The organism is Burkholderia sp. HAN2018, assembly GCF_024704855.1.
Classification (GTDB): domain Bacteria; phylum Pseudomonadota; class Gammaproteobacteria; order Burkholderiales; family Burkholderiaceae; genus Burkholderia; species Burkholderia cepacia.
On sequence record NZ_QOBB01000016.1, the window covers coordinates 18,155 to 39,640 of the forward strand.

The following is a 21,486-nucleotide window of genomic DNA, read 5'->3' on the forward strand; positions in this document are numbered from 1 at the left end:
GCCGGTGGCGAGCCGAGCGCCGAACCCGCGCGAATTCCGCCGAAAACCGGCCTGAATCGGGTAAAATAGCGGGCTACGCGCGCAGCGATGCGATTGGCCCTCCGATCGCGCCCCGGCCCCCAGGGCAGGTTCCCCTTGCTGCGCCACCGGGCCCGCGCCCGCTCTTCGCTCATCACCCAAGGAATGCCCATGACAGGCTACGATCGTCAGTCGATCTCGGATACGACCGCCAAAATCCTGCTCGAAGTGCAGGCAGTGCACTTCAACGCAGAAAAACCGTTCATCTTCACGTCCGGCTGGGCAAGCCCCGTCTATATCGACTGCCGCAAGCTGATTTCGTATCCGCGCGTGCGCCGCGCGCTGATGGAAATGGCTGAAACGACGATCACGCGCGACATCGGCTTCGAGCAGATCGACGCGGTGGCGGGCGGCGAGACGGCCGGCATCCCGTTCGCGGCATGGATCGCGGACCGGATGATGGTGCCGATGCAGTACGTGCGCAAGAAGCCGAAGGGTTTCGGCCGCAACGCGCAGATCGAAGGCCATCTGGAAGAAGGCTCGCGCGTGCTGCTCGTGGAAGACCTGACGACCGACAGCCGCAGCAAGATCAACTTCGTCAACGCGCTGCGCACCGCGGGCGCGACCGTGAACCACTGCTTCGTGCTGTTCCACTACGACATCTTCAAGGAAAGCGTGTCGGTCCTGAAGGACATCGACGTCGACCTGCACGCGCTCGCCACGTGGTGGGACGTGCTGCGCGTCGCGAAGGCTTCGGGCTACTTCGAGACGAAGACGCTCGACGAAGTCGAGAAATTCCTGCACGCACCGGCCGAGTGGTCGGCGGCGCACGGCGGCGCGACGGCCCCGAAGGAATGACGCCGCGCCGGCCCGCAGGCCGGCGTCCTGGCTGAACAAGCCGCCCGCTTCATCGCGGGCGGTTTTTTTTCGTCCGCCGATTCGCGCAGCAAACGATCGCGACCATGGGTCGCGGCGTGCATCGCTCATCGAACCCTAATGCTAGACTTGATCCATCGTCGCCATCAGCTGCGCGGGCAACGCACAACGCCAACAACGCCGGAAGCATCGGTCCGGCCCACGTGACGGGAGAAGCGCCATATGCGTGTGGATCGCCGGATGAAGAGAGGTGAGATATTTCCAAGGGAGAACGCGCGATATTTCCGGTATGAGGCGGGACGGAACGGGATCACACGAAACGGCGCTTGCAAACCACTTGCGTAGGTTGAAACAGAAATATATCTCTCTGGGGCAAGGCCCGCGAGGGCCGCGTCAGGCCGAAGGCAAGGCTCGCGAGGAGACAGTGGTCAACGGTGGAACCGCGTAGCGGTTGTCCCCGCCCTTGTGGTGGGGGCAACACCGTTGTCCACTGGCGGACGCGGGATTTACGACGACACTTGCGGACCGAACCTGCGGCACTACGTCGGCAGCTGCAAAGGAGTCTGAGGGGCGGCTACCTACCTGTCAAGGCAGCCTCCTCAAGCTCAATCGGCAGAAGTGGGGCTCGCAAACAGGTCGCGTTGGCGGGCGGCGATTTCCTCGCGTCGAACCGCCTTGATGATCTTGTAAATCCACTGGAGTGACACACCGAACTTCCGCGCCAGCTCGGCATGGTTGTCGCCGCGGAATTCGTCGAAAATCTGCCGATCTCGCTGGGACAGCCGGTAGGACACGCCCATTGGAAAGTAGATGTTCTGGCCGCCCCAGTGGCCGGCCATGCGGTCGGCGATCTCGCGGCCGAGCTGGTTCGCCTGGTCGGCGCCGATGTCGGCCAGCTCGATCAGGGCCTGGGCGACCTGCAAAGACAAGTCAACCAGCAGTTCCGGCCCCTTGCTTTTGAACGTTTCGTCCTTCATACGGCCTCCGTCGTCCTGTCACGCCATTTTTTGAGGTGCTCGATTACACGGGATGCCTGGGCGGAACTGAGCCATTCGAGCGCATCGACGTGCGTCATGCGCTTTACGAAAGCCCCAAGCGCTTCCTCAGACCGGTTCTGCACGACGCCACGATCCGCCAGCTCTAGCCAGAGGCCGCGGATCATCTTCGATTGCTCGTCGTCTGCCTGCCCGCGCGAGCCCTTTTTGGAACGCACTTTAAAGCCGCAGCGCTTCAGGTGTTCCAGAACCCTTTCCAGTTCTGGAATGGTCAGGTCCGCGGCGGATTCCTTCTTTCCAATCTGCATCAGGACAGCACGGTAGCTGTCGTCAGGCATCGCCAATTCACGCTTTGCGACGTGAATTAAACGGATGAGCTGCTTCCGATCAGCCATTTCGGACTCGTCCAGATGCGGCGCGAGCATTCAGCGCGTCGGCGATTTCCATCGCGACTACTGGACTGGTGGCGACAGCAAGCTTTGCGCCACCTTGCCAGAGTTCCAGACCGTATTGCCGGGTCGGGATGAAGCTCGAAGCCCGTGCGTCCGCCGGGGTGGATGCGAATTTCACCCATTCGGCGCAGCCTTCGCGCACTCGCGGTAGATCGCCGCCGCAGACACAGCCGCCCGCGCGCTCGCAATAGCCGCTCTGCGCTGTTGCGGGAGGTTCGACTGGGGATGCGGCGAGGTTTCTCGCGTGTTGATCGGCCAGCTCGACCACGAACTCATCGTCGTTCGCGTCGACCTGGTCATCGTTCAGATAGCGGGAAGGATTGTCTCGGCGGTACAGTTTCAGCGCCGCCCGCACGGTGCGATAGAACACTTCGCGCGTGATCGTGGGGGAAGTCACCGTTTCAGCGTGGCTCATATCGGTCGTCATGGTGTGATCCTTGTTCAGAGTGCGTCGTCCGGGCAAACCGTGGACGCCCGATCCATCGGGCGTCACGCCGTAGCTCGACGATTACTTGACGGCGTCCTTCAGCCCTTTGCCCGCCTTGAACTTCGGCGCCTTCGAAGCCGGGATCTTTATTTCCTCGCCGGTCGCCGGGTTGCGGCCCGTGCGAGCCGCACGTGCGCCAACACTGAACACGCCGAAGCCCGTGAGCGTCACGGTGTCGCCCTTCCGCAGGGACTTTGTGATGCCCTCCAGGACTGCCTCCAGTGCAAAGCCGGAATCGGCTTTCGTCAGGCCCGTTTCGGCCGCTACGTGGTTGATCAGGTCCGCTTTGTTCATAAATGCTCCGTATGGTGGGTACCGCGAAACGCTCGCGGCCAGCGAAATAACCCGGCGCCGCGGTTACGCGTTCGCGATGTCGAGCGGAATCTGTACGTATTGATCGGTGTCGCCGACACGCTCGTAGACGCGGACATACGACTTGCTGCCGATCACCTGCAGGGCTTCGCCGATCGCCCGCATCGCTTCCAGCCAGCGCGGATCGGTGATATCCAGGCGCCGCAGCGCGAGCACGCGCCCGGTGTTGATCTGACCTTCCTTGTCGGTCGCAAACGCCTGCGTCACGATCGCCTGAATCTCGGGGCGAGCATCCAAGGTCCAGTCACGAAGACACTCGTCGATCATGGATTTGGCTGCCTGCAGGCGTTCATCGAACGCGATGCGGTCCTGGATGGCCCGCTGGATGCGATAGCGGCCGTCGAAGGAGTACAGGGTGACGTTGCCTTTCTTGCCGCCGACCTTCGAGCCGTATTCCTCCGCGGAAAGGTCGATGAAGGCCGAGATATCGCCGAAGATTCGAGCCTTCAGGTCGACGAGTCCCTTCGATCTCGTTTTGGCTTCGTCCGCCAGCTCGCGAACGAGGCGATCGCGCTCGCGGTCGATCGGCTTGATCATGGTTTCGGGAATCAGGCAGCCTTTCGCGTCCTGCCAGTAACCGTTCGGAATCTGTTTCTGTTCCATGTGGTGCTCCTGATCGGTAGATGGTTGAAGATTGGTTAGCTCGTCCACCAGCGACGTATTTCCTTGCGGCAGAGGCAGACGAGAAAGACAATTCCCGCGGCGATAACAATCGCGTCGGTCATGGCTTCGTCCGAGTGCAAGCGGTTTTCGTGAGGCGGGTCGATTCGGCCGCGAACTCGCGGTCAAACGCGCGGAGTTTCTTCAGGCGCGCGAGCACGGCACGACGAACGGTTTTCTGGAGGTTTGGGACCTCCAACGCCGCCTCGCACTTCACGCGATCAAAGTCGCGCACCATGCGGATGCGGTCGTCCGCCGTGCAGTATTCCGTTTGCACATCGCCGTAGCGCGGGCCAAGGAACGGGCTCATGCTGCTATCTCCCACGTCACTCGAACGCTCATGAAAATGACGTGGGCGAACTGTCGGTCGCCACGTCGCTGAATAGAGACACCGCCCGCACGCTGCCGCAGCACGTCGGATGACTTCGCGAGGTACGGGCCGATATGGATCGTCGGCCGGCTGCCATCGCGCGGCGCGATCTCCTCGGCCAGCACCCGGTAGCCCAGGCCACGCAGCGCCCGCGCGCAAGCGTTCAGCAGCGTGAGACGCGAGACGCACTCTGCGTCGAATACCCGCGTGCCGTCAGGCAGCGGACTCCGCGATGCGGGCAAGTTCATTTGCACGATGGCGCCCATGTCAGACTCCCTTGATCACGTCTGCATTGACGACCGGCACGCCCAGGCCAGCGGCCAAATTCATCGCGGCCGTCAGGAGGTTGCCGATCGCGAGCGGGTACAGCAGAGACACCGTTTCGGCACGATCCCGTCGCGTGCTGGTCATCGTGAGCCGCGCGCGCAGCGCGTCGACGCCGCTGGCATCGATCACGTCGGTGACCGGCTTGTCGAGGCGACCGAACTTGAACCGGAGGTATTCGTCCAGGCGCGGGCCGTCGAGCGGCGCCAGTTCGACCATTTCGCATCGCTGCACGACTTCACGGACGTCCTGGTTGCGCTCAGACAGCTTGACCTTCAGCTCGGGTTGGCCGATCAGGATGATGGACAGCAGCTTTTTAAAGCCCATCTCCAGCTCGAAGAAGCGCTTCAGGTGCTTCAGCGTCGCGATCGGCAGTGCATGAGCCTCATCGATCACGAGGCAATGCTGGTAACCCGCTGCGTGGCTTTCCTTCAGCGCCTTGTGCAGTTGGGCGAAGCGCGCTTCCGGGCTGCTCTTGACCTTCTCCAGCGGAGCCACGGCGGCCATGATCGCTTCGGCGATATGCGTCGCCTTCAGTGTCTTGCCCTTCTGGTCGTTGTCTTCCATCGCCAGCACGTACGGCTTGATGACGATGATCGGCTGGTTCTCACGCATCACGCGATCGTCGAGGTCGCGCATCAGCGTCGTCTTGCCGCCGCCCGATTCCGCGACGACGGCCAGAAGCCCGCCATGCTTCGCGGTCTGGAACATCGCCTCACGCACGTAACGAATGTCAGGGCTGACGAACATATCTTCGTGCGACTGGATGTCATCCGCGAACGGGTCACGGAACAGGCCGAAGTGCTTGCGGGTGGCTGGTGCGAGAACCTGTTTGCGCAGTAACATGGATTCCTCCTGGTTGAGATCGGTATTGCTGTTCGGCTGGGAGATCGGGTGGCCCGTCGTATCCGCCAAGACATCGGTCGGGCCCCCCACCTTTTGCACTTCATCGAAAACGCCTTTGCCCGCGTCCGACACCCCTTTGTTCTCCAGGTAGTCGAGAATTCGCTCCCGCAGGTCGAGGTCGTCGAGGCTGCGCGGCCATACGCCGTGATTCACGATCTGGGCGACCGCGGCCTGCGACAGATTCAGGTGTTCCGCAAGTTCGGCCTGCTTGATAGAAGCGCGTTGCAGAACGCTTTTCAGAACCAACATCATTGACCTCCTGCCGCTGCGCGAACGAGCTGCAGCGGTTGCTGTTGACCCGCACGCGGGCCGGTAAGCTCGGCGACGATCGCGTCGAGCTGCTCTTGCGGCACACCGTCCGGATAGCGCTGTTGCAGCCAGCGGAACCGGTCGGCGCTCCAGTCGACGCCGGCAGCTTCGACAGCCGCCTTGATCTGCTTTGCCGCCTCGATCAGCGTGAGCGGCGCCAGTTCGACGCGCGGCGCGACGAGGTCGTGTTCCGTGCCACGGCGCGGCAGGTACGTCGGAAGATCGGCTTCGTCGAGGTGCTTGTACGGGTCGAGACGGCCGCCGAACGGCAGCGCCTTGCCCTTACGAGCCGCTTCCGCCTCGGCCGGCGTCGACGTACCGGTAACGAGCTGCTCGATCTCACGAAGCGCGTGCTGTGCCGGCGTATCCGCATGACGGCGGTAGGTTTCGCCGATCACCGCGGCGGTTTCGGCGTAGCCGAATTCGGTACGTGTCACGACCGGGACAACGAAGAACGTCTCGTGTCCGTCTTCGCCAGTCAGGACGGCTTGCGCGGCATCGTCGCGCCACGGATTGCGTGTGATCATCAGCTTCTCGCCGACCATAACGCCCGGCACCGACGACACGTCGTATTCCTCGCCACGGAACGACACACGCAGCTTCGGCGTGACCTTTCGGCTTTCCGGGGCGGCGACCGCCAGCTCCCGGCAAACGTCGAGCGACGGGGCTTTGATCAGTTGCTGGGCGGTAATGCGCATCCACGCCTCACTACGCGTAGCGCCATGTCGGCTATGCGTTTCGGTTGCGTTGAAGTGCATACGCCAGCGCTTTGCAAGCGCGTTCAGCTCGTCGAGGCTGGTCACCGGTTGGAACTTGAGACCCGGTTCGAACTTGCGCTCGATGAGGTTCCGTGCGTTTTCCACCTGTCCGGTGGCGCGTGCGTTGCCGACCTTGTGCACGATCAGCTCGATACCGAGCGACCGGCACAGGTTGCGGGTCATGGAGGCCGTGTTCGCCGAACCCGCGTCAAGCATCAGAATGCGCGGCACCCCATGCAGCAGATCGGCACCACCGCGTTCCTGCATTGCATTAATGAGCGTCGAACAGAGGTTTTCGCCCGACTCCGCGCCCATCACGTACTCGGTGTATATCCAGTCGCTCGCGTGGTCGGAGATTTCGTAGCTCCACACGCGATCGGCTGCGATCCGTGCGAGGTTCTTCGGCTTGTTCTTGTAGAACTCGGCGTGATCCATCACACGAAGTCCGTTTGCACGGGCGTCAGCAGTCGGCTTCAGGTAGTACAGCACGCACAGGCTCGCGTCGATCTGCCATACGTGATTCGGATGCAGGCTCGCCAGCTCGGTCACCGGGGCCGGTGCAAGCAACTGGTCGGGGTGCACGCCGTACGTGCGCAGTGCGCGTTGAATCGCGCTATCGGATAGCGGCCGCAGCTCGCCCGTGGACTCGTCGAGGAACTCCGCACGGATCATGCCGTTCGCGCGCAGGGTCTGGACCGCGTCGCCGACCGAATACAGGCGCTTGCCGTTCTTCCGAGTCGACTCGATGAGCGTTGCGGAAATCAGCATCGCTTCATCACGCGTCAGCGAGCTTTGACCCGCGTCAACACGGCGCTTGCGTTGCGTGGTCACAGTGGCTTCCTTCAGTTTGCGCATCAGGGTAGTGAAAGACAGGCCCAGCTCGCGGCAGGCCGCGTCGTAGATCGCACCTTTCTTGCCATGGCCGGCCGCGCGCGCTGCCTGGGCGACAGCCACAATGCGTTCGTTCAAGACGGCACTCATCGTCGCGAGCCCCCGAGTCAGTTAGCAGCGCGCGAGTAGTCGTCAGCCGCTGTCCCGGCCGCCGTATCACGCAGCCATTGCGGGACGTCGTCACCATCCGCAGCAGCCTTGACGCCGAACTCGCTTCGAAGCTGGTTGAGCGACAACTGGATTTGACCCAGGACGCCGGCCATGAAATCGTCATGCGGTGCACCGTTCGTCTCGGTGTGCTGCGCGAGGGTTTCGAACGCGGCACGCAGATTGCCGCGAATGACCGACTCCGCCTCGAAGGCGATCGCGCTGGTTTCCTTGCGGATTTCCTCACCTTCCTGATCGGGCGTGATCCGTTTGACGCGCGTCTTTTTCGCGGCCAGCTCGTCGATCTTCGCGTTCTTGTCGGACAGGAGCCGAGCCTGTGCCGTCGCGTTTTCATGGGCTTCCCGAAGTGCGGCGCGGAGTTCGCGGCTGGTCATACGATCGATGTCGTCGAGCGTCATGCCTGCTACAGTGCCGCCGTCTGCGAGCGCTGCGAGGTCGTCGTCATCCTCTGCAACTAGCTCGAAGAGTTTGGTTTTCCCCAAAACGGACAGCGCTGTCCGTTTTGACTCCAGTGCGGGTGACATGAACTTGACCGACGCCGCCATCATTCGACGCGCGGTGCGTTCATTCAGCCCGAGCTGATCTTCGACGATCTCCGTGAATTCGCCGTGCGGCTCGTTTTCCTTCAGAAGGATGAGACGCTTCCCGGCCTCAAGCATGGCTTCGGCTGACTGCGCCATATAGAAACGAGCCTCGTTCACGACACGATGGCGCTCATACGGCAGGCCATCGCCGAACTGCTTCGAAATTTCGCTGGAGCGTGCGGCGAGCGCGTTCGCCGCTTCGGTAAGCGCGGGGAGTACTTCTAAGGTGTTGTCCGCCGCGACGACGGTTGTTTGACTTGTTTTGCGACCCATAGCCTTCTCCAGTTAGACGTACTTCTTCAAGCGGTTTTCGGTTTCATCAATGCGGGCTCGGGCGCTGTCCAAGCTGCGCAAAATTCCTACGGCGTGCTGCGCCAGCTTCACGGACGGCCGAATGCGGCCCGTTTCCGGAATCCTTTCTGCGAAACCCATCGCCTCAAGCGTCGCCACGTAGCGCGTGATGTTCGACGGCGAAAGGTTCGTCGCCTTGGCGACTTCACCCGGCGTCAGACCGTGCGCGAAATGACCGAGCAGGACGTTGAGAACCTCCAGCACTTTCTCGGCGGACTTCGTGGTTGCGTTCGTGGTCATTCAGGCGCCCCCAGGTCGAGTTCGGGCTGAACGTGGCGCTCAACGTTGCCGCGATGCCACGCGAGGCCCTCCATCGCTTGCTGGATCGTCGAGATCGTTTCATCGGCATCGGCCGAGCCAGCGTAGAAGTCGAGCAGTTGCCCGACCGCCGCGTTGAGCGTGCGCTGCAGGACCTGCATGTCTTCGGCAGTTGCGTCGCGGCCGGTCGGGATGTCGATGATCAGCCGGCCGGCACTGGCTGCCACCCAGCGCGTGACGAAGTCGGCGCCGCAGGCATCTTCGAACGGACGGAGTAGCGAGATCGGCATGCGGGCTGACTGAAACCACTTGTAGAGGGTCCAGTGGTCAGCAAGACCCATATGTTCGGCAATGCGCTCGACACCGAGGTTGCGCCGCTCGCGCGCATGCTCTTTACAGAGTTCAAGCGCATGCCGAAGGCTATGCGGCTGAATACGTTTCCAATTCCGGCGGCTCATTTGGAGTCCCCATTCAGAACGGTTTCCGGCCGGTTCCAAACAAATTCCCGTTTTGCGCCTATGCAACAGCGTTGCGACTCGTAGAATGAAAAACGGTTACTCTTACGGGAAAAATGTTCCATGACGGACTCGGATTTCAGTGAGTTAGCGGCGCGGGTGGATGCTGTCGGGCAGACGATGCTTCGACTTATCAGTCACCTCGAAGAACAAGGCCGCGTCGACGGTGTACGTTTTTCGCAGGCGCTGCGCCGTTTCGGCGCTGGCCGGCGTCAACTGCCCGATCCGATCCAGGCGCGCGGCGGCGAAGTTGTCCTGCAGATGGTGCAAATGCTGGACGAAGCGAGGGCTCGCCGATGACCGGGTTATTGAATGGGAAGCCGAAGGCGCAGCGCATGAGCTTTCTCACGCTGCGACGCGGTGTCGAGGCAAAGCTAGGGCTTTTGCCGGGTCGGCGCAGATTTCGCCAGCCTTGAGGCCCAGCATGACGGCGATTTCGTGCGCTTGGCCGCGGACACACTTTTTCCGGCCACCCAAGACCTCGAAGACGAGATTGGGAGAGAATTTGTTCGCGATCGCCCACTGGGTGATCGAGACACCTTTTGATTGAAGCTCCGCGCGGGCTTCAGCAGCGGTACGCAGTTTCATAGACGCTCCGGTTAAGGGGCCGTCGGCACTGCACAAAGTGCCGACTAAGTTGCCGTTCGTGGTGGGACGGTGTGAGTTAATTATGGTGCAGAATTCTGCACCATGCAAGGGGTTGATGTGCAGAAAATCGAGATCGGCGCACGGCTGAAGGAGGAGCGCAGCCGGCTAAAGAGGAGTCAGACCGAGTTTGCTGAACTGGCCGACGTATCGAAGCGCGCGCAGATAACCTATGAAAAAGGGGAAAGCACGCCGGACGCGGCGTATCTCTACGCCGTGTCACAGGAAGGCGTCGACGTGCAGTACGTCATCACGGGAATTCGTTCCGTCGCTGGATTGACGAACGATGAGACGGAGTTGCTGGAGCGGTACCGCGCAGCTCCACTTGTGCTAAAGGCGGCCGCAATCGGAGCCTTGGTGGCTGGCGCTGAATCGCCGCCCGTCGGACGTAAGGAGCAAGTTTTCCACGGCCAAGTGGGTCAGGCCGTGAAGGTCGAAGGAAACCTCGATCAGCAGGGGATCAGTTTTTTTGGTAAAGGCAAGAAAAGAAAATGACCAATGACGCTAACGGGAAACAGGAGTTCAACAGGCCGGTCGGGCAAGCCATACAGGCCGGGGAGGCAAACATCGCTGATCGCTCGGTGAATATCCGGGCCGGCTCAATCGGGAACGTTGCTGGCCGCGACATCGTCAACGTAAACCACGGCGTACCGTTCTCGAACAGCAATGTCGTGAACCTTCAGTTCGGCGCGAAGGAGCCCGAAGAAGTCGAGTTCGTGACGAACCACCAGAAGGGCGTGATCATGGAACTGGTCGGCCAGATTGCCGATGCGACCGAAGGTGACGCCCTGAAAGTTTGTCGGGTCGTGTTGGCACGCGCAGGCGCGAAGCGGATCAAGTTCATTCGAAGCGACCGCTACGTCGATGTCGAGCAATACCTCACGTCCTGGCTGAACCGCGTAGCGATCAAGTCAGTGGCACCGAGCAACGACCAACCTACGCCCGCTCGCGAGAACGTTTGCGAGAATCCGAGCGTCGACCTGACTCCACAACTTCAGCACGCCCAGGCGCAACTCGCCTCCACTCGAACGTTGTTGAAGGTCACGTTGTTCGCAGCGCTCCTGAGCGCGGCAACTCTCGGCTATTACGGCTGGACCAGCCATCAAACGATCGGCCAGCTCCAGTCAGCATTCGGCGGATGCCAGTACGCGGGGAAAACGTACGCGGTCGGCGCCATCATCGACAATTCCGAAGCGCCCGACATCGAGTGCGTTGTGACATCGGACGGAAAGCCCGGTATCTGGCGCGATCTCACGGCACGTCGTAAGAGATGACGATTCCGCCTGAGTCGGCCGAGCGTGCTGCAATGAACATCAAGTTCGGCGCGACACGTGCAATCGCTCGGGTCGTCAATTTTCCCGGCCACGCGGCGCACCTACCGCGGCCGTCGATTTAGCCTTGTTCCCGGCCGTGCGCGTGCCTATGCTGGATGCTCCTCGTTGGGGAGTTCGACATGAGCATCCACCCAGTCATCGCGGCATTCGAGCATCAGGCGAAGATTCTCGACATGACTGGCGACAGGCAAGACGCGGATGACGCGATCGCGCTGCTCGCCGGCTGGATTGACCTCGCAATCGAACACCTGACCGAGGAAGATGTAAGCGTCCTCGTCAACGTCGGTGGCTTGCTGTTTCGCGATGGCCTGCAGCGTAAAAACGCGTCTGCGAGTGGCCCCTAAAGCGGATTAAAAGACCTACCCGTGCATGCCGTCCAAGATGACGGCATATCCACTACGGGAGGTCATATGCCCTTCATCAAGCGCTTCCCGCGGCTGACGAGCTGGCTCGTCGCCGCGATCATCCTTGTTGCAGCCATCGCGCTTTTCTCGCCGCAGCAACTGCCCGTCGCCCTCTACAAACTGAGCCTTGTGAGCCTCGCGGCCGTCGTCGCGTACTGGCTCGATCGCGGGCTTTTCCCGTACGCACGTCCGGACAGCTACCTCGAACACGACTGGCGATACGGCTCGCTCGAAGCGCCCCTCGACGCCGACTTTCGCGTTGTGTCCGGGTACGAGCTGGTGTTCGCCGCCGCAATGCTCCGCCGCGCGGTGATCGTCCTCGGCGTCGTGGTCGGCGTCGCGCTGGGCCTGTGATCATGCGCGTGCTGATCGCCTTTCTCGTCGTGCTGCTCGGCGCCTCTGCGCCAGCGGCTGCGCAAGTGCCCTCCGAGGCGCTGGCGTACCGCGCCGAGCTGACGCGCAACGCGCGCGCTGTCTGGGGTATCGATGCGCCTGTGTCGTCGTTCGCGGCACAAATCCACCAGGAAAGCCGCTGGCGCGCGGACGCCGTCAGTGTCGTCGGCGCACGTGGCATGTCGCAGTTCATGCCGTCGACGGTCGACTGGATCGCGGGGGCCTATCCGGCCGAGCTGGGCGAGGCGCAGCCGTTCAACCCGTCATGGTCGATTCGTGCGCTCGTACGGTACGACCGGCACCTCTGGGAGCGCATCACAGCGGCCGGCGCGTGCGAGCGCATGGCGATGACGCTGTCGGCCTATAACGGCGGCCTGGGCTGGGTCTATCGCGATCAGCGCGTGACGGCTGCCGGCGGCGCCGATCGTCAACGCTGGTTCGGCCATGTCGAGCGGTTCAATGCCGGCCGACACGCGGCCGCATTCCGCGAGAACCGCGGCTACCCGCGCGTGATCCTGCGCACGTTCGAGACGCGTTACGTCAAGGCCGGATTCGGGCCGGGAGCGTGCTCATGAACTTTCCTGTCCTGCTATCACGTGGCCAGTGCGTGGCGGTCGCTGTCGGTGCCGCGGCTGTCGGCGCGATTGCCGCTGGCGCAATCGCGTACTTCGGCGGCTACCACGCCGGTGCGCTCGCCGGCGACGCGAAGGTCGCGAAGCTCGAACGGCAATACGCGGACGGCGCGCGCGACGCCGTCGAACAGGCGCGCATCAAGGAGCGCGCCGAGACGCAGCGCGCGGCGGCACTCGCCGGCGACCTGTTTGCCGAGAAAGCCCAGCACGCGCTCGAAGTCGACGAACTGAAACGGAGAATTCCCAGTGTCACGAGCCAATATCGCCCGGCGCCGGATGCGCCTCTTCAGGATTTGCCTCGCTGCGTGTTCACTGCCGGCTTTGTCAGCGTGTGGAACGCCGCCGCCGGCGCCAATGGTGTGCCCGCGACCGGTGCTGCCGCCGGAGCTGCTACGCCGGCCGGCGCCGATGACGCCCTTGATTCCGGGGTACGCCAGGACGACATCCTCGCCCACCACGTCGACGCCAGCCGCCGCAGCCGCGACATCGAATCGCAACTGAACAAGCTGATCGACTACATCGAGGGAGAAAAGCAGTGACGTTACAGGTGGAATTCTGGCAACTCGTGTCGATGCTCGCGACGTTCATCGGTTTGCTGATTGCGGCCGGCAAGGTGTTGATCGTGCAGATCGAGCGGCACCAGGCCGAGCGTGATCAGAAACAGGAAGACCAGCTCAAGGCCATGCTCGAACAGATCAGCCGGCAGGCGGACAACACGGCCCGCCTGGAGCGTGACTTTCTGCGATTTCAGGCGGACCTACCGCTGCAGTACGTACGCCGCGAGGACTACGTGCGCAACCAGACCGTCATCGAAGCCAAGCTCGACGCGATCGCGCTCAGATTCGAAAACTTACAACTCCGGGGAAATCAATGACGCCCACCAACCCGCTGGGAATCGACCACGCCAAGGTGCGCCGCGAATCGCTGCGCTGGTATCTGATTCTGGCGCTGTACAACGCGCGTCCCGAGGAAGTCGTCGAGGACGTGATCCAGATGACGATGCGCTCGATCTTCGCTGACATCACGGCGCTCGAAGTGCGCAAGGAACTGGACTACCTCGCCGATCGCGTGCTGGTGAAGCTGCGCAAGGAGCCGTCCGGCCGCTGGTGGGGCGACCTCACGCGCTACGGCGTCGACATCGCCGAGTACACGATCGATTGCGAGCCGGGCATCGCGCGGCCGGCCAAGTACTGGAGCCAGTGACATGGGGCGCAGCAGCGGCGTGCAACGCCTTCCGAAGGCCGTACGCGACTGGCTCGACAGCGCGCTCGTCGACGGCAATTTCACCGGCTACCAGGAGCTGGAGCAAACGCTTCGCGACAAGGGCTACCAGATCAGCAAGTCGGCGATCCACCGGTACGGCCAGCGTATCGAGCGCCGCTTCGCCGCCATCAAGGCGAGCACGGAAGCCGCACGCATCCTGACCGAAGGCGCGGCCGACGACCAGGACGCGCGCTCCGAAGCCGTCATTGCGCTCGTGCAGACCGAGATGTTCGAATCGATCGTCAACCTGCAGGAAGCGACCGACGAAGACGCCGATCCGGGCGAGCGCATTGCGCTGCTGTCGAAGGCCGCGAAGAACATCGCGACGCTGGCCCGCGCGAGCGTGAACCAGAAGAAGTTCCGCCTGGAGGTCCAGGCGCGTGCGGAAGCGGCCGCCGCTGCCGTCGACAAGGTCGTCAAGAGCGGCGGTCTGTCCGATGACGCGGCCGACGTGATTCGTCGGCAAATTCTCGGGATTGCAGGATGACGAGCGCAGATACACGCCTTGACCGTGCGCCGGCCGTCCTGCTGCCGTATCAGCAGAAATGGTGCGCCGACACGTCGCCCGTCAAGGTTTGCGAGAAATCGCGCCGCGTCGGTCTGTCCTGGGGCGAAGCGGCCGATTCCGCGTTGCTGGCTGCCAGCCAGCGCGGCATGGACGTTTGGTACGTCGGTTACAACAAGGACATGGCGCAGGAATTCATCCGGGACTGCGCCGACTGGGCCAAGTTCTACAGCCTCGCGGCCGACGAGATCGAGGAAACCGAGGAAGTCTTTCAGGACAAGGACGGCGACAAGTCGATCCTCGCGTTCGTGATCCGCTTCGCGTCGGGCTTTCGCGTGACGGCGCTGTCGTCGCGCCCGTCGAACCTGCGCGGCAAGCAAGGCCGCGTGATCATCGACGAAGCCGCGTTCCACGAGCAGCTCGGCGAGCTGCTGAAGGCGGCGATGGCACTGCTGATGTGGGGCGGGCAGGTCCACATCATTTCGACGCACGACGGCGTCGACAACGCGTTCAACGAGCTGGTCACGGACGTGCGCACCGGCAAGAAGCCGTACAGCCTGCATCGCATCACGTTCGAGGATGCGGTTCGCGACGGGCTTTACCAACGCATCTGTTTGCGCAAGGGCGAAGCCTGGACGGCCGAGGGCGAAGCCAAGTGGGTCAAAGACATTCGTGCGTCGTACGGCGCGGATGCCGAGGAAGAACTTGACTGCGTGCCGAAGAACAGCGGCGGCGCATGGCTGTCGCGCGCGCTGATCGAGTCGCGCATGTCGGCTGATACGCCGGTGCTGCGCTGGGCCTGCAAACAAGGTTTCGAGGTGCTTCCCGATCACATCCGCGCAGCCGAATGCCGCGATTGGCTCGAAGCGACGCTCGGTCCGCTGCTCGCGGCGCTCCCGGCCGACGCCCGCTCGTACAACGGCGAGGACTTCGGCCGTACCGGCGACCTGACGGTCCACGTGCCGCTGATCGAACAACAGAACCTGATTCGTCGCGTGCCGTTCATCGTCGAGCTGCGCAACGTACCGTTCCGGCAGCAGGAGCAGATTGCCTTTTACCTGCTCGACCGGCTCCCGCGCTTCACGGGTGGCGCCTTCGACGCACGCGGCAACGGCCAGTACCTCGCCGAAATCGCGATGCAGCGCTACGGCGCATCGCGCATCCAGCAAGTGATGCTGTCGGAGTCGTGGTACCGCGAGCACATGCCGCCCGTGAAGGCGGCATTCGAAGATGGCACGCTCGACGGCCTTCCGAAGGATGCCGACGTGCTCGCGGACCTGCGCGCCGTCCAGGTCATCAAGGGCGTGCCGCGCATCCCGGACGTGCGCACGACCGGCCAGGACGACGGCAAGCGCCACGGCGACGCCGCCGTGGCGGTCGCGCTGGCGTATTACGCAAGCCGAGAACTGAACAAGGGGCCGGTGACCGCCAAATCGCGGCGGCGCCGTTCCAGCGTCCGAATGACAGAGGGTTACGCATGAGCAAGGGTTTGTGGGTCAGCCCCACCGAGTTTGTAACGTTCGGCGAGCCGGACACGTCGCTGTCGTCGCAGATCGCGACGCGGGCGCGCAGCATCGATTTCTTCGCGCTCGGCATGTACCTGCCGAATCCCGATCCGGTACTCAAAGCACTCGGCAAGGACATCCGCGTTTACCGCGAGCTGCGCGCGGACGCGCACGTCGGCGGTTGCGTGCGCCGCCGCAAGGCGGCCGTGAAGGCGCTTGAATGGGGCCTCGACCGGGGCCAGGCCAAGAGTCGCGTCGCGAAGTCGATCGCCGACGTCTTCGCGGACCTCGACCTGTCCCGGATCGTGACCGAAATGCTGGACGCCGTTCTGTACGGCTACCAGCCTATGGAGATCGCCTGGGGCAAGGTCGGCAAATACATCGTGCCGATCGACGTCGTCGGCAAGCCGGCCGACTGGTTCGTCTACGACCCGGAGAACCAGCTCCGCTTTCGAAGCAAAGAACACTGGGTTCAGGGTGAGGAACTGCCGGCACGCAAGTTCCTGGTCCCTCGCCAGGAGGCGACGTATCTGAACCCCTACGGCTTTCCGGACCTGTCGATGTGCTTCTGGCCGACGACGTTCAAGAAAGGCGGCCTCAAATTCTGGGTGCAGTTCACCGAGAAATACGGTTCGCCGATGCTGATCGGCAAGCACCCGCGCAGCGCATCCGATGGCGAAAAGAACCTGCTGCTCGATTGCCTGGAAGACATGGTGCAGGATGCTGTCGCCGTCGTCCCGGACGATTCCAGCATCGAGATCAAGGAAGCCGCCGGCAAGAGCGGCAGCGCCGACGTCTACGAGCGCCTGCTGCACTTCTGCCGCGGCGAGGTGTCGATTGCCTTGCTGGGCCAGAACCAGACCACCGAGGCGACGTCGACGCGCGCGTCCGCGCAGGCCGGGCTTGAGGTAACGGACGACATTCGCGACGGCGACAAGGCGATCGTCGCCGAAGCGATGAACATGCTGATCCGCTGGATTTGTGACCTGAACTTCGACGGCGCCGCCCGGCCTGTCTTCGATATGTGGGAGCAGGAACAGGTCGACGAGATTCAGGCCGGCCGCGACCAGAAGCTGACGCAAGCTGGCGCGCGCTTCACGCCGGCGTATTTCAAGCGGGCGTACAACCTGCAGGATGGCGATCTGGACGAACGGCCTCTGCCGGTGTCCGCCGTTGATGCCGTGGGCGCCGCATCCTTCGCGGAGTTCGAGGCGCCCGACCAGGACGCGCTCGACGCTGCGCTGAACACATTGTCGGCACATGACCTGAATGCCGACGCCCAGGCGCTGGTCGCGCCGCTTTTAAAGCGGATTGCGAATGGCGCGAGCGCCGACGAGCTGCTCGGCATGCTCGCCGAGCTGTATCCGAACCTCGACGCAGACGCGTTGCAGGAACGTCTTGCACGCGCGATCTTCGTCGCGAACCTCTGGGGGCGTCTCCATGCCTGAAGCGGTCGATCTCGGCTACTGCATGAAGCTCCCGCCGAAGAAGGCGATCGAGTACTTGCGCAGCAAGGGCTATGAGATCACGTGGGATTGGGAGGAGCTTTGGCAGGACGCTCAGGCGAAGGCGTTCACGGTCGCCAAGGTCACGCGCCTGGACATCCTGCAGGACATTCGCAATGCGGTCGAAACCGCGATCAGCGAAGGTAAGACGCTGCGCTGGTTCACGAAGGAGCTGACGCCTGTCCTGCAATCCAAGGGCTGGTGGGGAAAGCAGAAACACGTCGACCAGGACACGGGCGAGATCACCCCGGTTCAGCTCGGTAGCCCGTGGCGCCTGCAGACGATCTACCGGACGAACCTGCAGACCGCCTACATGGCCGGGCGCTACGCCGAACAAATGGCGAACGTCGACGACCGCCCGTATTGGATGTACGTCGCGATCCTGGACAGTCGCACGCGCCCGAGCCACCGCGCGATGAACGGCAAGGTGTTCCGTTACGACGATCCGTTCTGGCAGTCGTTTTATCCGCCAAATGGCTGGGGCTGCCGGTGCCGCGTGGTTGCGTTGTCGCACGATGAGATCGTCGTGCGTGGCATCAAGGTCGAGGCGGCCGGCGACCGCCTCGGCAAGACGCTCAAGCTGGTCAACGAGAAAACCGGCGAGATGCGCGAGGTCGCGACGTTCCGCACCGTCGACCCGGTCACGCGCCGCGAAATCGTCGTGTCGCCGGACGTCGGCTGGAGCTACAACCCCGGCGCTGCGGCGTGGCAGCCTGACCTGTCTCGATACACGGGTGATCTCGGCACGATCGCCAGGAGGGAATTGCAGTGAGCGATTTCGTGAGTTTCCAGATCGACGACTCGGCCCTGCGCACGCGCCTGCTCCAGCTCGAACAGGCCGGCCATCAGAAGGCCGGCGCGATGCGCAAGATCGCCCAGGCGCTGGTGTCGGTCACCGAGGACAACTTCGCCGCGCAGGGGCGGCCGCGCTGGCAGGCACTGTCGGAAGCGACGATTCACATGCGCGTCGGCGGCAAGAAGGCGTACAAGAAAAACGGCGAGCTGACTGCGGCCGCGTCGCGCCGCAAGGCCGGGCTGATGATCCTCCAGGACAGCGGCCAAATGGCCGCATCGACTGCGACCGATTCGGGCGAGGACTATTCGGTGATCGGCAGCAACAAGGAGTACGCCGCGATTCAGCATGCAGGCGGGCAAGCCGGTCGCGGATTGAAGGTCACGATTCCAGCTCGGCCTTGGTTGCCCGTTACGGCTGATGGCGAGCTGCAACCTGAAGCGGTTGAGCCGGTGCTCAACACCATCCTGCGCCACTTGATGGACGCAGCGAATCGTCGCTAACCTGTCGACGAGCCGATCGCGCTCTGCGCGCCTCCGGACCACCCGAGGCGCGCAACGATAGCCAAAGCGCCGTGAAGCTGCCTCGTAAAGTTTTATAAAGGCTTTATGAGTTTGGTTCGAACCTGCCGCGCTCCCCACATCGCGCGTACAGCGCCGGTTCAATCGTAAAGCCGATTAAAAGACCCGTTCCGTTCGCCGCCCGATGATGGGCAGCATGAACGCGAAACCACTCCACATTTTCCGGGCAGGCACGCAGACCGACATGAGCGGTCGCGTGCTTGAGTTCGCCGAAACGGATCTTGCCGCGACGGCTGCCGCATACGACCCGAAGGTCCACGAAGCGCCGATCGTCATCGGCCATCCGCGCGACAACGCGCCGGCGTGGGGCTGGGTCGCATCACTCTCTGCGGCTGGCGGCAACCTGCAGGCCGAACCCGCCCAGGTCGATCCGGCATTCGCCGAACTCGTCAGCGCCGGGCGCTTCAAGAAGATCAGCGCCAGCTTCTATCACCCCGATTCGCCGCACAACCCGACGCCCGGCGTCTACTACCTGCGCCACGTCGGCTTTCTGGGCGCGCAGCCGCCGGCCCTCAAGGGCCTGCGCGACGTCAATTTCAGCGACGGCAACGAAGGCGTCGTCGAATTCAGCGACTGGGGCCAAGAACTGAACGCAGGCCTCTGGCGCCGCATGCGCGAATGGCTGCTCACGCAGTTCGGCCAGGACACGGCCGACACGGTCATTCCCGACTGGCAAATCGAGTCGATCCGCGAGGTCGCGCGGCAAGACGATGCGCCGACCAGCGCATTCGCCGAGCGCGGCGCGGCAACCAAACCCACCACCACTCAGCAGGAGAACGCCGCAGTGACCCCCGAGCAAAAGGCCGCCCTGGAGGCCGAAAACAACCAGCTCAAGCAGCAGCTTGCCGATTCGCAGGCGCGTGAGCGCAAGGCGGCAGACGAACGCCGCCACGGCGAGCACGTGTCGTATGCCGAGCAACTCGTCGCCGGCGGCACGCTCGCGCCGAAGCACAAGGACGCAGTCGTCGCGGTGCTCGATTTCGCCGCGCGCGAGCCGTTCGAGTTTGGCGAAGGTGATGCCAAGCAGCCGCTGGCGACCGCCTTCCGCTCGTTCCTCGGCGAGCTGCCGAAGGTCGTCGACTTCAGCGAGCACGCAACGCGCGAACGCGCTGGCGTGACGACGACTGGCGCCGACACCGTCGAGTACGGCGAGAACGTCGACCCGAAACGCGTCGAGCTGGACGGCCGCATTCGCGCGTACATGCGCGAGCACAACGTCGACTACGCGGCAGCCGCAAACGCGGTGATCCGCTAACCACCGGCGAAAGCCACTGCAAAGGCCATTGAGCCAGGAGAAATGATGGGACGTCTCTCGAAACTGCGAATCGTCGACCCCGTGTTGACGAATCTCGCGATCGGCTACACGAACGCCGATTTCATCGGCCAGACCCTGATGCCGATCGTCGAAGTGGAAAAGGAAGGCGGCAAGATTCCGAAGTTCGGCAAGGAATCGTTCCGCCTCTACCAGACGGAACGTGCGCTGCGCGCGAAGTCGAACCGCATGAATCCGGAAGACATCGGTAGCGTCGACGTGAACCTCGACGAGCACGATCTCGAGTATCCGATCGACTACCGCGAAGACCAGGAATCGGCGTTTCCGCTGGAACAAGCCGCCGTCCAGACTGCGACGGATGCGATCCAGTTGCGCCGCGAAAAGATGGTCGCAGACCTCGCGCAGAATCCGAGCAGCTACGCGTCGGGCAACAAGAAGCAACTCAGCGCAACCGAGAAGTTCACCGCAGCCAACAGCGATCCGGTCGGCGTCGTCGAGGACGGCAAGGAAGCGATCCGAACGAAGATCGGCCGCCGGCCGAACACGATGGTGATCGGCGCGTCGGCCTACAAGACGCTGAAGGCACATCCGCAGCTCATCGAGAAGATCAAGTATTCGATGAAGGGCATCGTGACCGTCGACCTGCTGAAGGAAATCTTCGAGGTCGAGAACATCGCGGTCGGTGAAGCCATCTATGCCGACGATAAGGACCGCTTCACGGACATCTGGGGCGCCAACATCGTGCTCGCCTACGTTCCGCTGCAGCGCGGCGGCCAACAGCGCACGCCGTATGAACCGTCCTACGGCTACACGCTGCGCAAGAAAGGCAATCCGGTCGTCGACACGCGCATCGAAGACGGCAAGCTCGAACTGGTGCGGGCCACGGACATTTTCCGGCCGTACCTGCTCGGCGCGGACGCCGGCTATCTGATCTCGGGCATCAACGGCTGATCGCTCGCGGCACCGAATCCCGTACTGACCACGTCTCGCCCTCGGGCGAGACACACCCGAACGGAACATGACTCATGAAAACGCATCAACCGATCCTTACCACGTCCGTTACCGCTGCCGCCGGCCTGAATCGCTTCCAGTTCGTCGGTTTCGATGGTGGCGTGTGCGCAGCCGGCGCGAAGGCGCTCGGCGTTGCCGAAGCAACCGCCGATGCCGGCGAACAAGCGTCGGTCAACTTGCTCGGCGTCATCCTGGTCATGGCCGGTGCGCCGGTCGACCGGCACGCCGAAGTCGAGGCGGACGCGGCCGGTCAGGCCATTCCGAAGGCGACCGGCGCATCGAACGGCTACGCGCTCGATGCGGCGACGGCCGCCGGCGACGTCATCCGCATCCTGCGGGGTATTTGAC

31 protein-coding genes are annotated in these 21,486 nt (G+C 63.1%); 18 read left to right on the plus strand and 13 right to left on the minus strand.

All coding sequences use genetic code 11. The features are described from left to right. Positions 1-189 precede the first annotated feature (189 nt). Positions 190-876, plus strand: coding sequence for an orotate phosphoribosyltransferase (locus tag DPV74_RS05935; protein ID WP_011546659.1), 687 nt, complete (start codon positions 190-192; stop codon positions 874-876). Between the two features lie 623 nt (positions 877-1,499). Here the strand turns inward: DPV74_RS05935 and DPV74_RS05940 are convergent. The 12 genes from DPV74_RS05940 to DPV74_RS05995 form a co-directional block, all read right to left on the minus strand. Continuing rightward, positions 1,500-1,871, minus strand: a complete 372-nt coding sequence (locus DPV74_RS05940; protein WP_060083550.1) for a Mor transcription activator family protein — start codon at positions 1,869-1,871, stop codon at positions 1,500-1,502. Beyond that, the gene (locus tag DPV74_RS05945) at positions 1,868-2,284 is read right to left on the minus strand and encodes a gp16 family protein (protein WP_119336777.1); all 417 of its coding nucleotides are present in this window, start codon (positions 2,282-2,284) and stop codon (positions 1,868-1,870) included. The genes DPV74_RS05940 and DPV74_RS05945 overlap by 4 nt, the downstream gene beginning before the upstream one ends. Next, complete coding sequence (locus DPV74_RS05950; protein WP_119336750.1) at positions 2,277-2,768, minus strand: hypothetical protein; 492 nt, start codon at positions 2,766-2,768, stop codon at positions 2,277-2,279. The genes DPV74_RS05945 and DPV74_RS05950 overlap by 8 nt, the downstream gene beginning before the upstream one ends. Positions 2,769-2,849: 81 nt before the next feature. Then, complete coding sequence (locus tag DPV74_RS05955; protein WP_060083548.1) at positions 2,850-3,122, minus strand: HU family DNA-binding protein; 273 nt, start codon at positions 3,120-3,122, stop codon at positions 2,850-2,852. Between the two features lie 63 nt (positions 3,123-3,185). Continuing rightward, positions 3,186-3,803 (minus strand): DUF3164 family protein, encoded by a 618-nt coding sequence (locus tag DPV74_RS05960; protein WP_021158480.1) that lies wholly within the window; start codon positions 3,801-3,803, stop codon positions 3,186-3,188. A 118-nt stretch (positions 3,804-3,921) separates the two neighbouring features. Continuing rightward, entirely contained in the window at positions 3,922-4,170 is a 249-nt protein-coding gene (locus tag DPV74_RS05965; protein ID WP_021158479.1) for a hypothetical protein, read from the minus strand. After that, complete coding sequence (locus DPV74_RS05970; protein WP_119336751.1) at positions 4,167-4,496, minus strand: hypothetical protein; 330 nt, start codon at positions 4,494-4,496, stop codon at positions 4,167-4,169. Before DPV74_RS05970 ends, DPV74_RS05965 begins: the two co-directional genes overlap by 4 nt. A gap of 1 nt (position 4,497) precedes the next feature. Continuing rightward, complete coding sequence (locus DPV74_RS05975; RefSeq protein ID WP_119336752.1) at positions 4,498-5,712, minus strand: ExeA family protein; 1,215 nt, start codon at positions 5,710-5,712, stop codon at positions 4,498-4,500. Beyond that, complete coding sequence (locus DPV74_RS05980; protein ID WP_042974073.1) at positions 5,709-7,508, minus strand: DDE-type integrase/transposase/recombinase; 1,800 nt, start codon at positions 7,506-7,508, stop codon at positions 5,709-5,711. The genes DPV74_RS05975 and DPV74_RS05980 overlap by 4 nt, the downstream gene beginning before the upstream one ends. A gap of 17 nt (positions 7,509-7,525) precedes the next feature. Continuing rightward, entirely contained in the window at positions 7,526-8,443 is a 918-nt protein-coding gene (locus DPV74_RS05985) for a DUF3102 domain-containing protein (RefSeq protein WP_119336753.1), read from the minus strand. 12 nt (positions 8,444-8,455) lie between these two features. Further along, positions 8,456-8,761 (minus strand): helix-turn-helix domain-containing protein, encoded by a 306-nt coding sequence (locus DPV74_RS05990; protein ID WP_021158474.1) that lies wholly within the window; start codon positions 8,759-8,761, stop codon positions 8,456-8,458. Next, positions 8,758-9,237: a hypothetical protein gene (locus DPV74_RS05995; RefSeq protein WP_119336754.1), complete on the minus strand. Its 480-nt coding sequence runs from the start codon at positions 9,235-9,237 to the stop codon at positions 8,758-8,760. Before DPV74_RS05995 ends, DPV74_RS05990 begins: the two co-directional genes overlap by 4 nt. 120 nt (positions 9,238-9,357) lie before the next feature. On the opposite strand from DPV74_RS05995, the gene DPV74_RS06000 reads away from it, so the two are divergent. Beyond that, positions 9,358-9,594, plus strand: coding sequence for a hypothetical protein (locus DPV74_RS06000; protein ID WP_081712833.1), 237 nt, complete (start codon positions 9,358-9,360; stop codon positions 9,592-9,594). Between the two features lie 45 nt (positions 9,595-9,639). On the opposite strand, the gene DPV74_RS06005 is transcribed toward DPV74_RS06000, so the two are convergent. After that, complete coding sequence (locus DPV74_RS06005) at positions 9,640-9,882, minus strand: DNA-binding protein (RefSeq protein WP_042974071.1); 243 nt, start codon at positions 9,880-9,882, stop codon at positions 9,640-9,642. A 102-nt stretch (positions 9,883-9,984) separates the two neighbouring features. Here DPV74_RS06005 and DPV74_RS06010 point away from each other — a divergent pair, with 102 nt between their 5' ends. The 16 genes from DPV74_RS06010 (at position 9,985) to DPV74_RS06085 (ending at position 21,485) form a co-directional block, all read left to right on the plus strand. Beyond that, complete coding sequence (locus tag DPV74_RS06010) at positions 9,985-10,434, plus strand: helix-turn-helix domain-containing protein (protein WP_119336755.1); 450 nt, start codon at positions 9,985-9,987, stop codon at positions 10,432-10,434. Beyond that, positions 10,431-11,213 carry a hypothetical protein gene (locus DPV74_RS06015; protein WP_119336756.1) on the plus strand — a complete coding sequence of 261 codons (783 nt, stop codon included), beginning with the start codon at positions 10,431-10,433 and terminating at the stop codon, positions 11,211-11,213. The genes DPV74_RS06010 and DPV74_RS06015 overlap by 4 nt, the downstream gene beginning before the upstream one ends. A gap of 179 nt (positions 11,214-11,392) precedes the next feature. After that, complete coding sequence (locus tag DPV74_RS06020) at positions 11,393-11,617, plus strand: hypothetical protein (RefSeq protein ID WP_021158468.1); 225 nt, start codon at positions 11,393-11,395, stop codon at positions 11,615-11,617. A 66-nt stretch (positions 11,618-11,683) separates the two neighbouring features. After that, entirely contained in the window at positions 11,684-12,031 is a 348-nt protein-coding gene (locus tag DPV74_RS06025) for a putative holin (protein ID WP_021158467.1), read from the plus strand. A gap of 2 nt (positions 12,032-12,033) precedes the next feature. Beyond that, complete coding sequence (locus tag DPV74_RS06030; RefSeq protein ID WP_119336778.1) at positions 12,034-12,645, plus strand: transglycosylase SLT domain-containing protein; 612 nt, start codon at positions 12,034-12,036, stop codon at positions 12,643-12,645. After that, positions 12,642-13,241, plus strand: a complete 600-nt coding sequence (locus DPV74_RS06035; RefSeq protein WP_119336757.1) for a hypothetical protein — start codon at positions 12,642-12,644, stop codon at positions 13,239-13,241. The genes DPV74_RS06030 and DPV74_RS06035 overlap by 4 nt, the downstream gene beginning before the upstream one ends. Next, positions 13,238-13,576 (plus strand): hypothetical protein, encoded by a 339-nt coding sequence (locus tag DPV74_RS06040; RefSeq protein ID WP_015985069.1) that lies wholly within the window; start codon positions 13,238-13,240, stop codon positions 13,574-13,576. The genes DPV74_RS06035 and DPV74_RS06040 overlap by 4 nt, the downstream gene beginning before the upstream one ends. Beyond that, positions 13,573-13,905, plus strand: a complete 333-nt coding sequence (locus DPV74_RS06045; protein WP_006485389.1) for a hypothetical protein — start codon at positions 13,573-13,575, stop codon at positions 13,903-13,905. Before DPV74_RS06040 ends, DPV74_RS06045 begins: the two co-directional genes overlap by 4 nt. 1 nt (position 13,906) lies before the next feature. After that, positions 13,907-14,452 (plus strand): DUF3486 family protein, encoded by a 546-nt coding sequence (locus DPV74_RS06050; RefSeq protein ID WP_060083524.1) that lies wholly within the window; start codon positions 13,907-13,909, stop codon positions 14,450-14,452. Beyond that, complete coding sequence (locus DPV74_RS06055; RefSeq protein ID WP_021158462.1) at positions 14,449-15,951, plus strand: terminase large subunit domain-containing protein; 1,503 nt, start codon at positions 14,449-14,451, stop codon at positions 15,949-15,951. The genes DPV74_RS06050 and DPV74_RS06055 overlap by 4 nt, the downstream gene beginning before the upstream one ends. Next, positions 15,948-17,423, plus strand: a complete 1,476-nt coding sequence (locus DPV74_RS06060; protein ID WP_119336758.1) for a DUF935 domain-containing protein — start codon at positions 15,948-15,950, stop codon at positions 17,421-17,423. The genes DPV74_RS06055 and DPV74_RS06060 overlap by 4 nt, the downstream gene beginning before the upstream one ends. Then, positions 17,416-18,252, plus strand: coding sequence for a phage minor head protein (locus DPV74_RS06065; protein ID WP_119336759.1), 837 nt, complete (start codon positions 17,416-17,418; stop codon positions 18,250-18,252). Before DPV74_RS06060 ends, DPV74_RS06065 begins: the two co-directional genes overlap by 8 nt. Next, positions 18,249-18,776, plus strand: coding sequence for a phage virion morphogenesis protein (locus DPV74_RS06070; protein WP_119336760.1), 528 nt, complete (start codon positions 18,249-18,251; stop codon positions 18,774-18,776). The genes DPV74_RS06065 and DPV74_RS06070 overlap by 4 nt, the downstream gene beginning before the upstream one ends. A 214-nt stretch (positions 18,777-18,990) precedes the next feature. Beyond that, entirely contained in the window at positions 18,991-20,109 is a 1,119-nt protein-coding gene (locus tag DPV74_RS06075; RefSeq protein ID WP_042974066.1) for a peptidase, read from the plus strand. A gap of 45 nt (positions 20,110-20,154) precedes the next feature. Further along, positions 20,155-21,078: a hypothetical protein gene (locus tag DPV74_RS06080; RefSeq protein WP_119336779.1), complete on the plus strand. Its 924-nt coding sequence runs from the start codon at positions 20,155-20,157 to the stop codon at positions 21,076-21,078. Between the two features lie 74 nt (positions 21,079-21,152). After that, entirely contained in the window at positions 21,153-21,485 is a 333-nt protein-coding gene (locus DPV74_RS06085; protein ID WP_119336761.1) for a DUF2190 family protein, read from the plus strand. Position 21,486 lies beyond the last annotated feature (1 nt).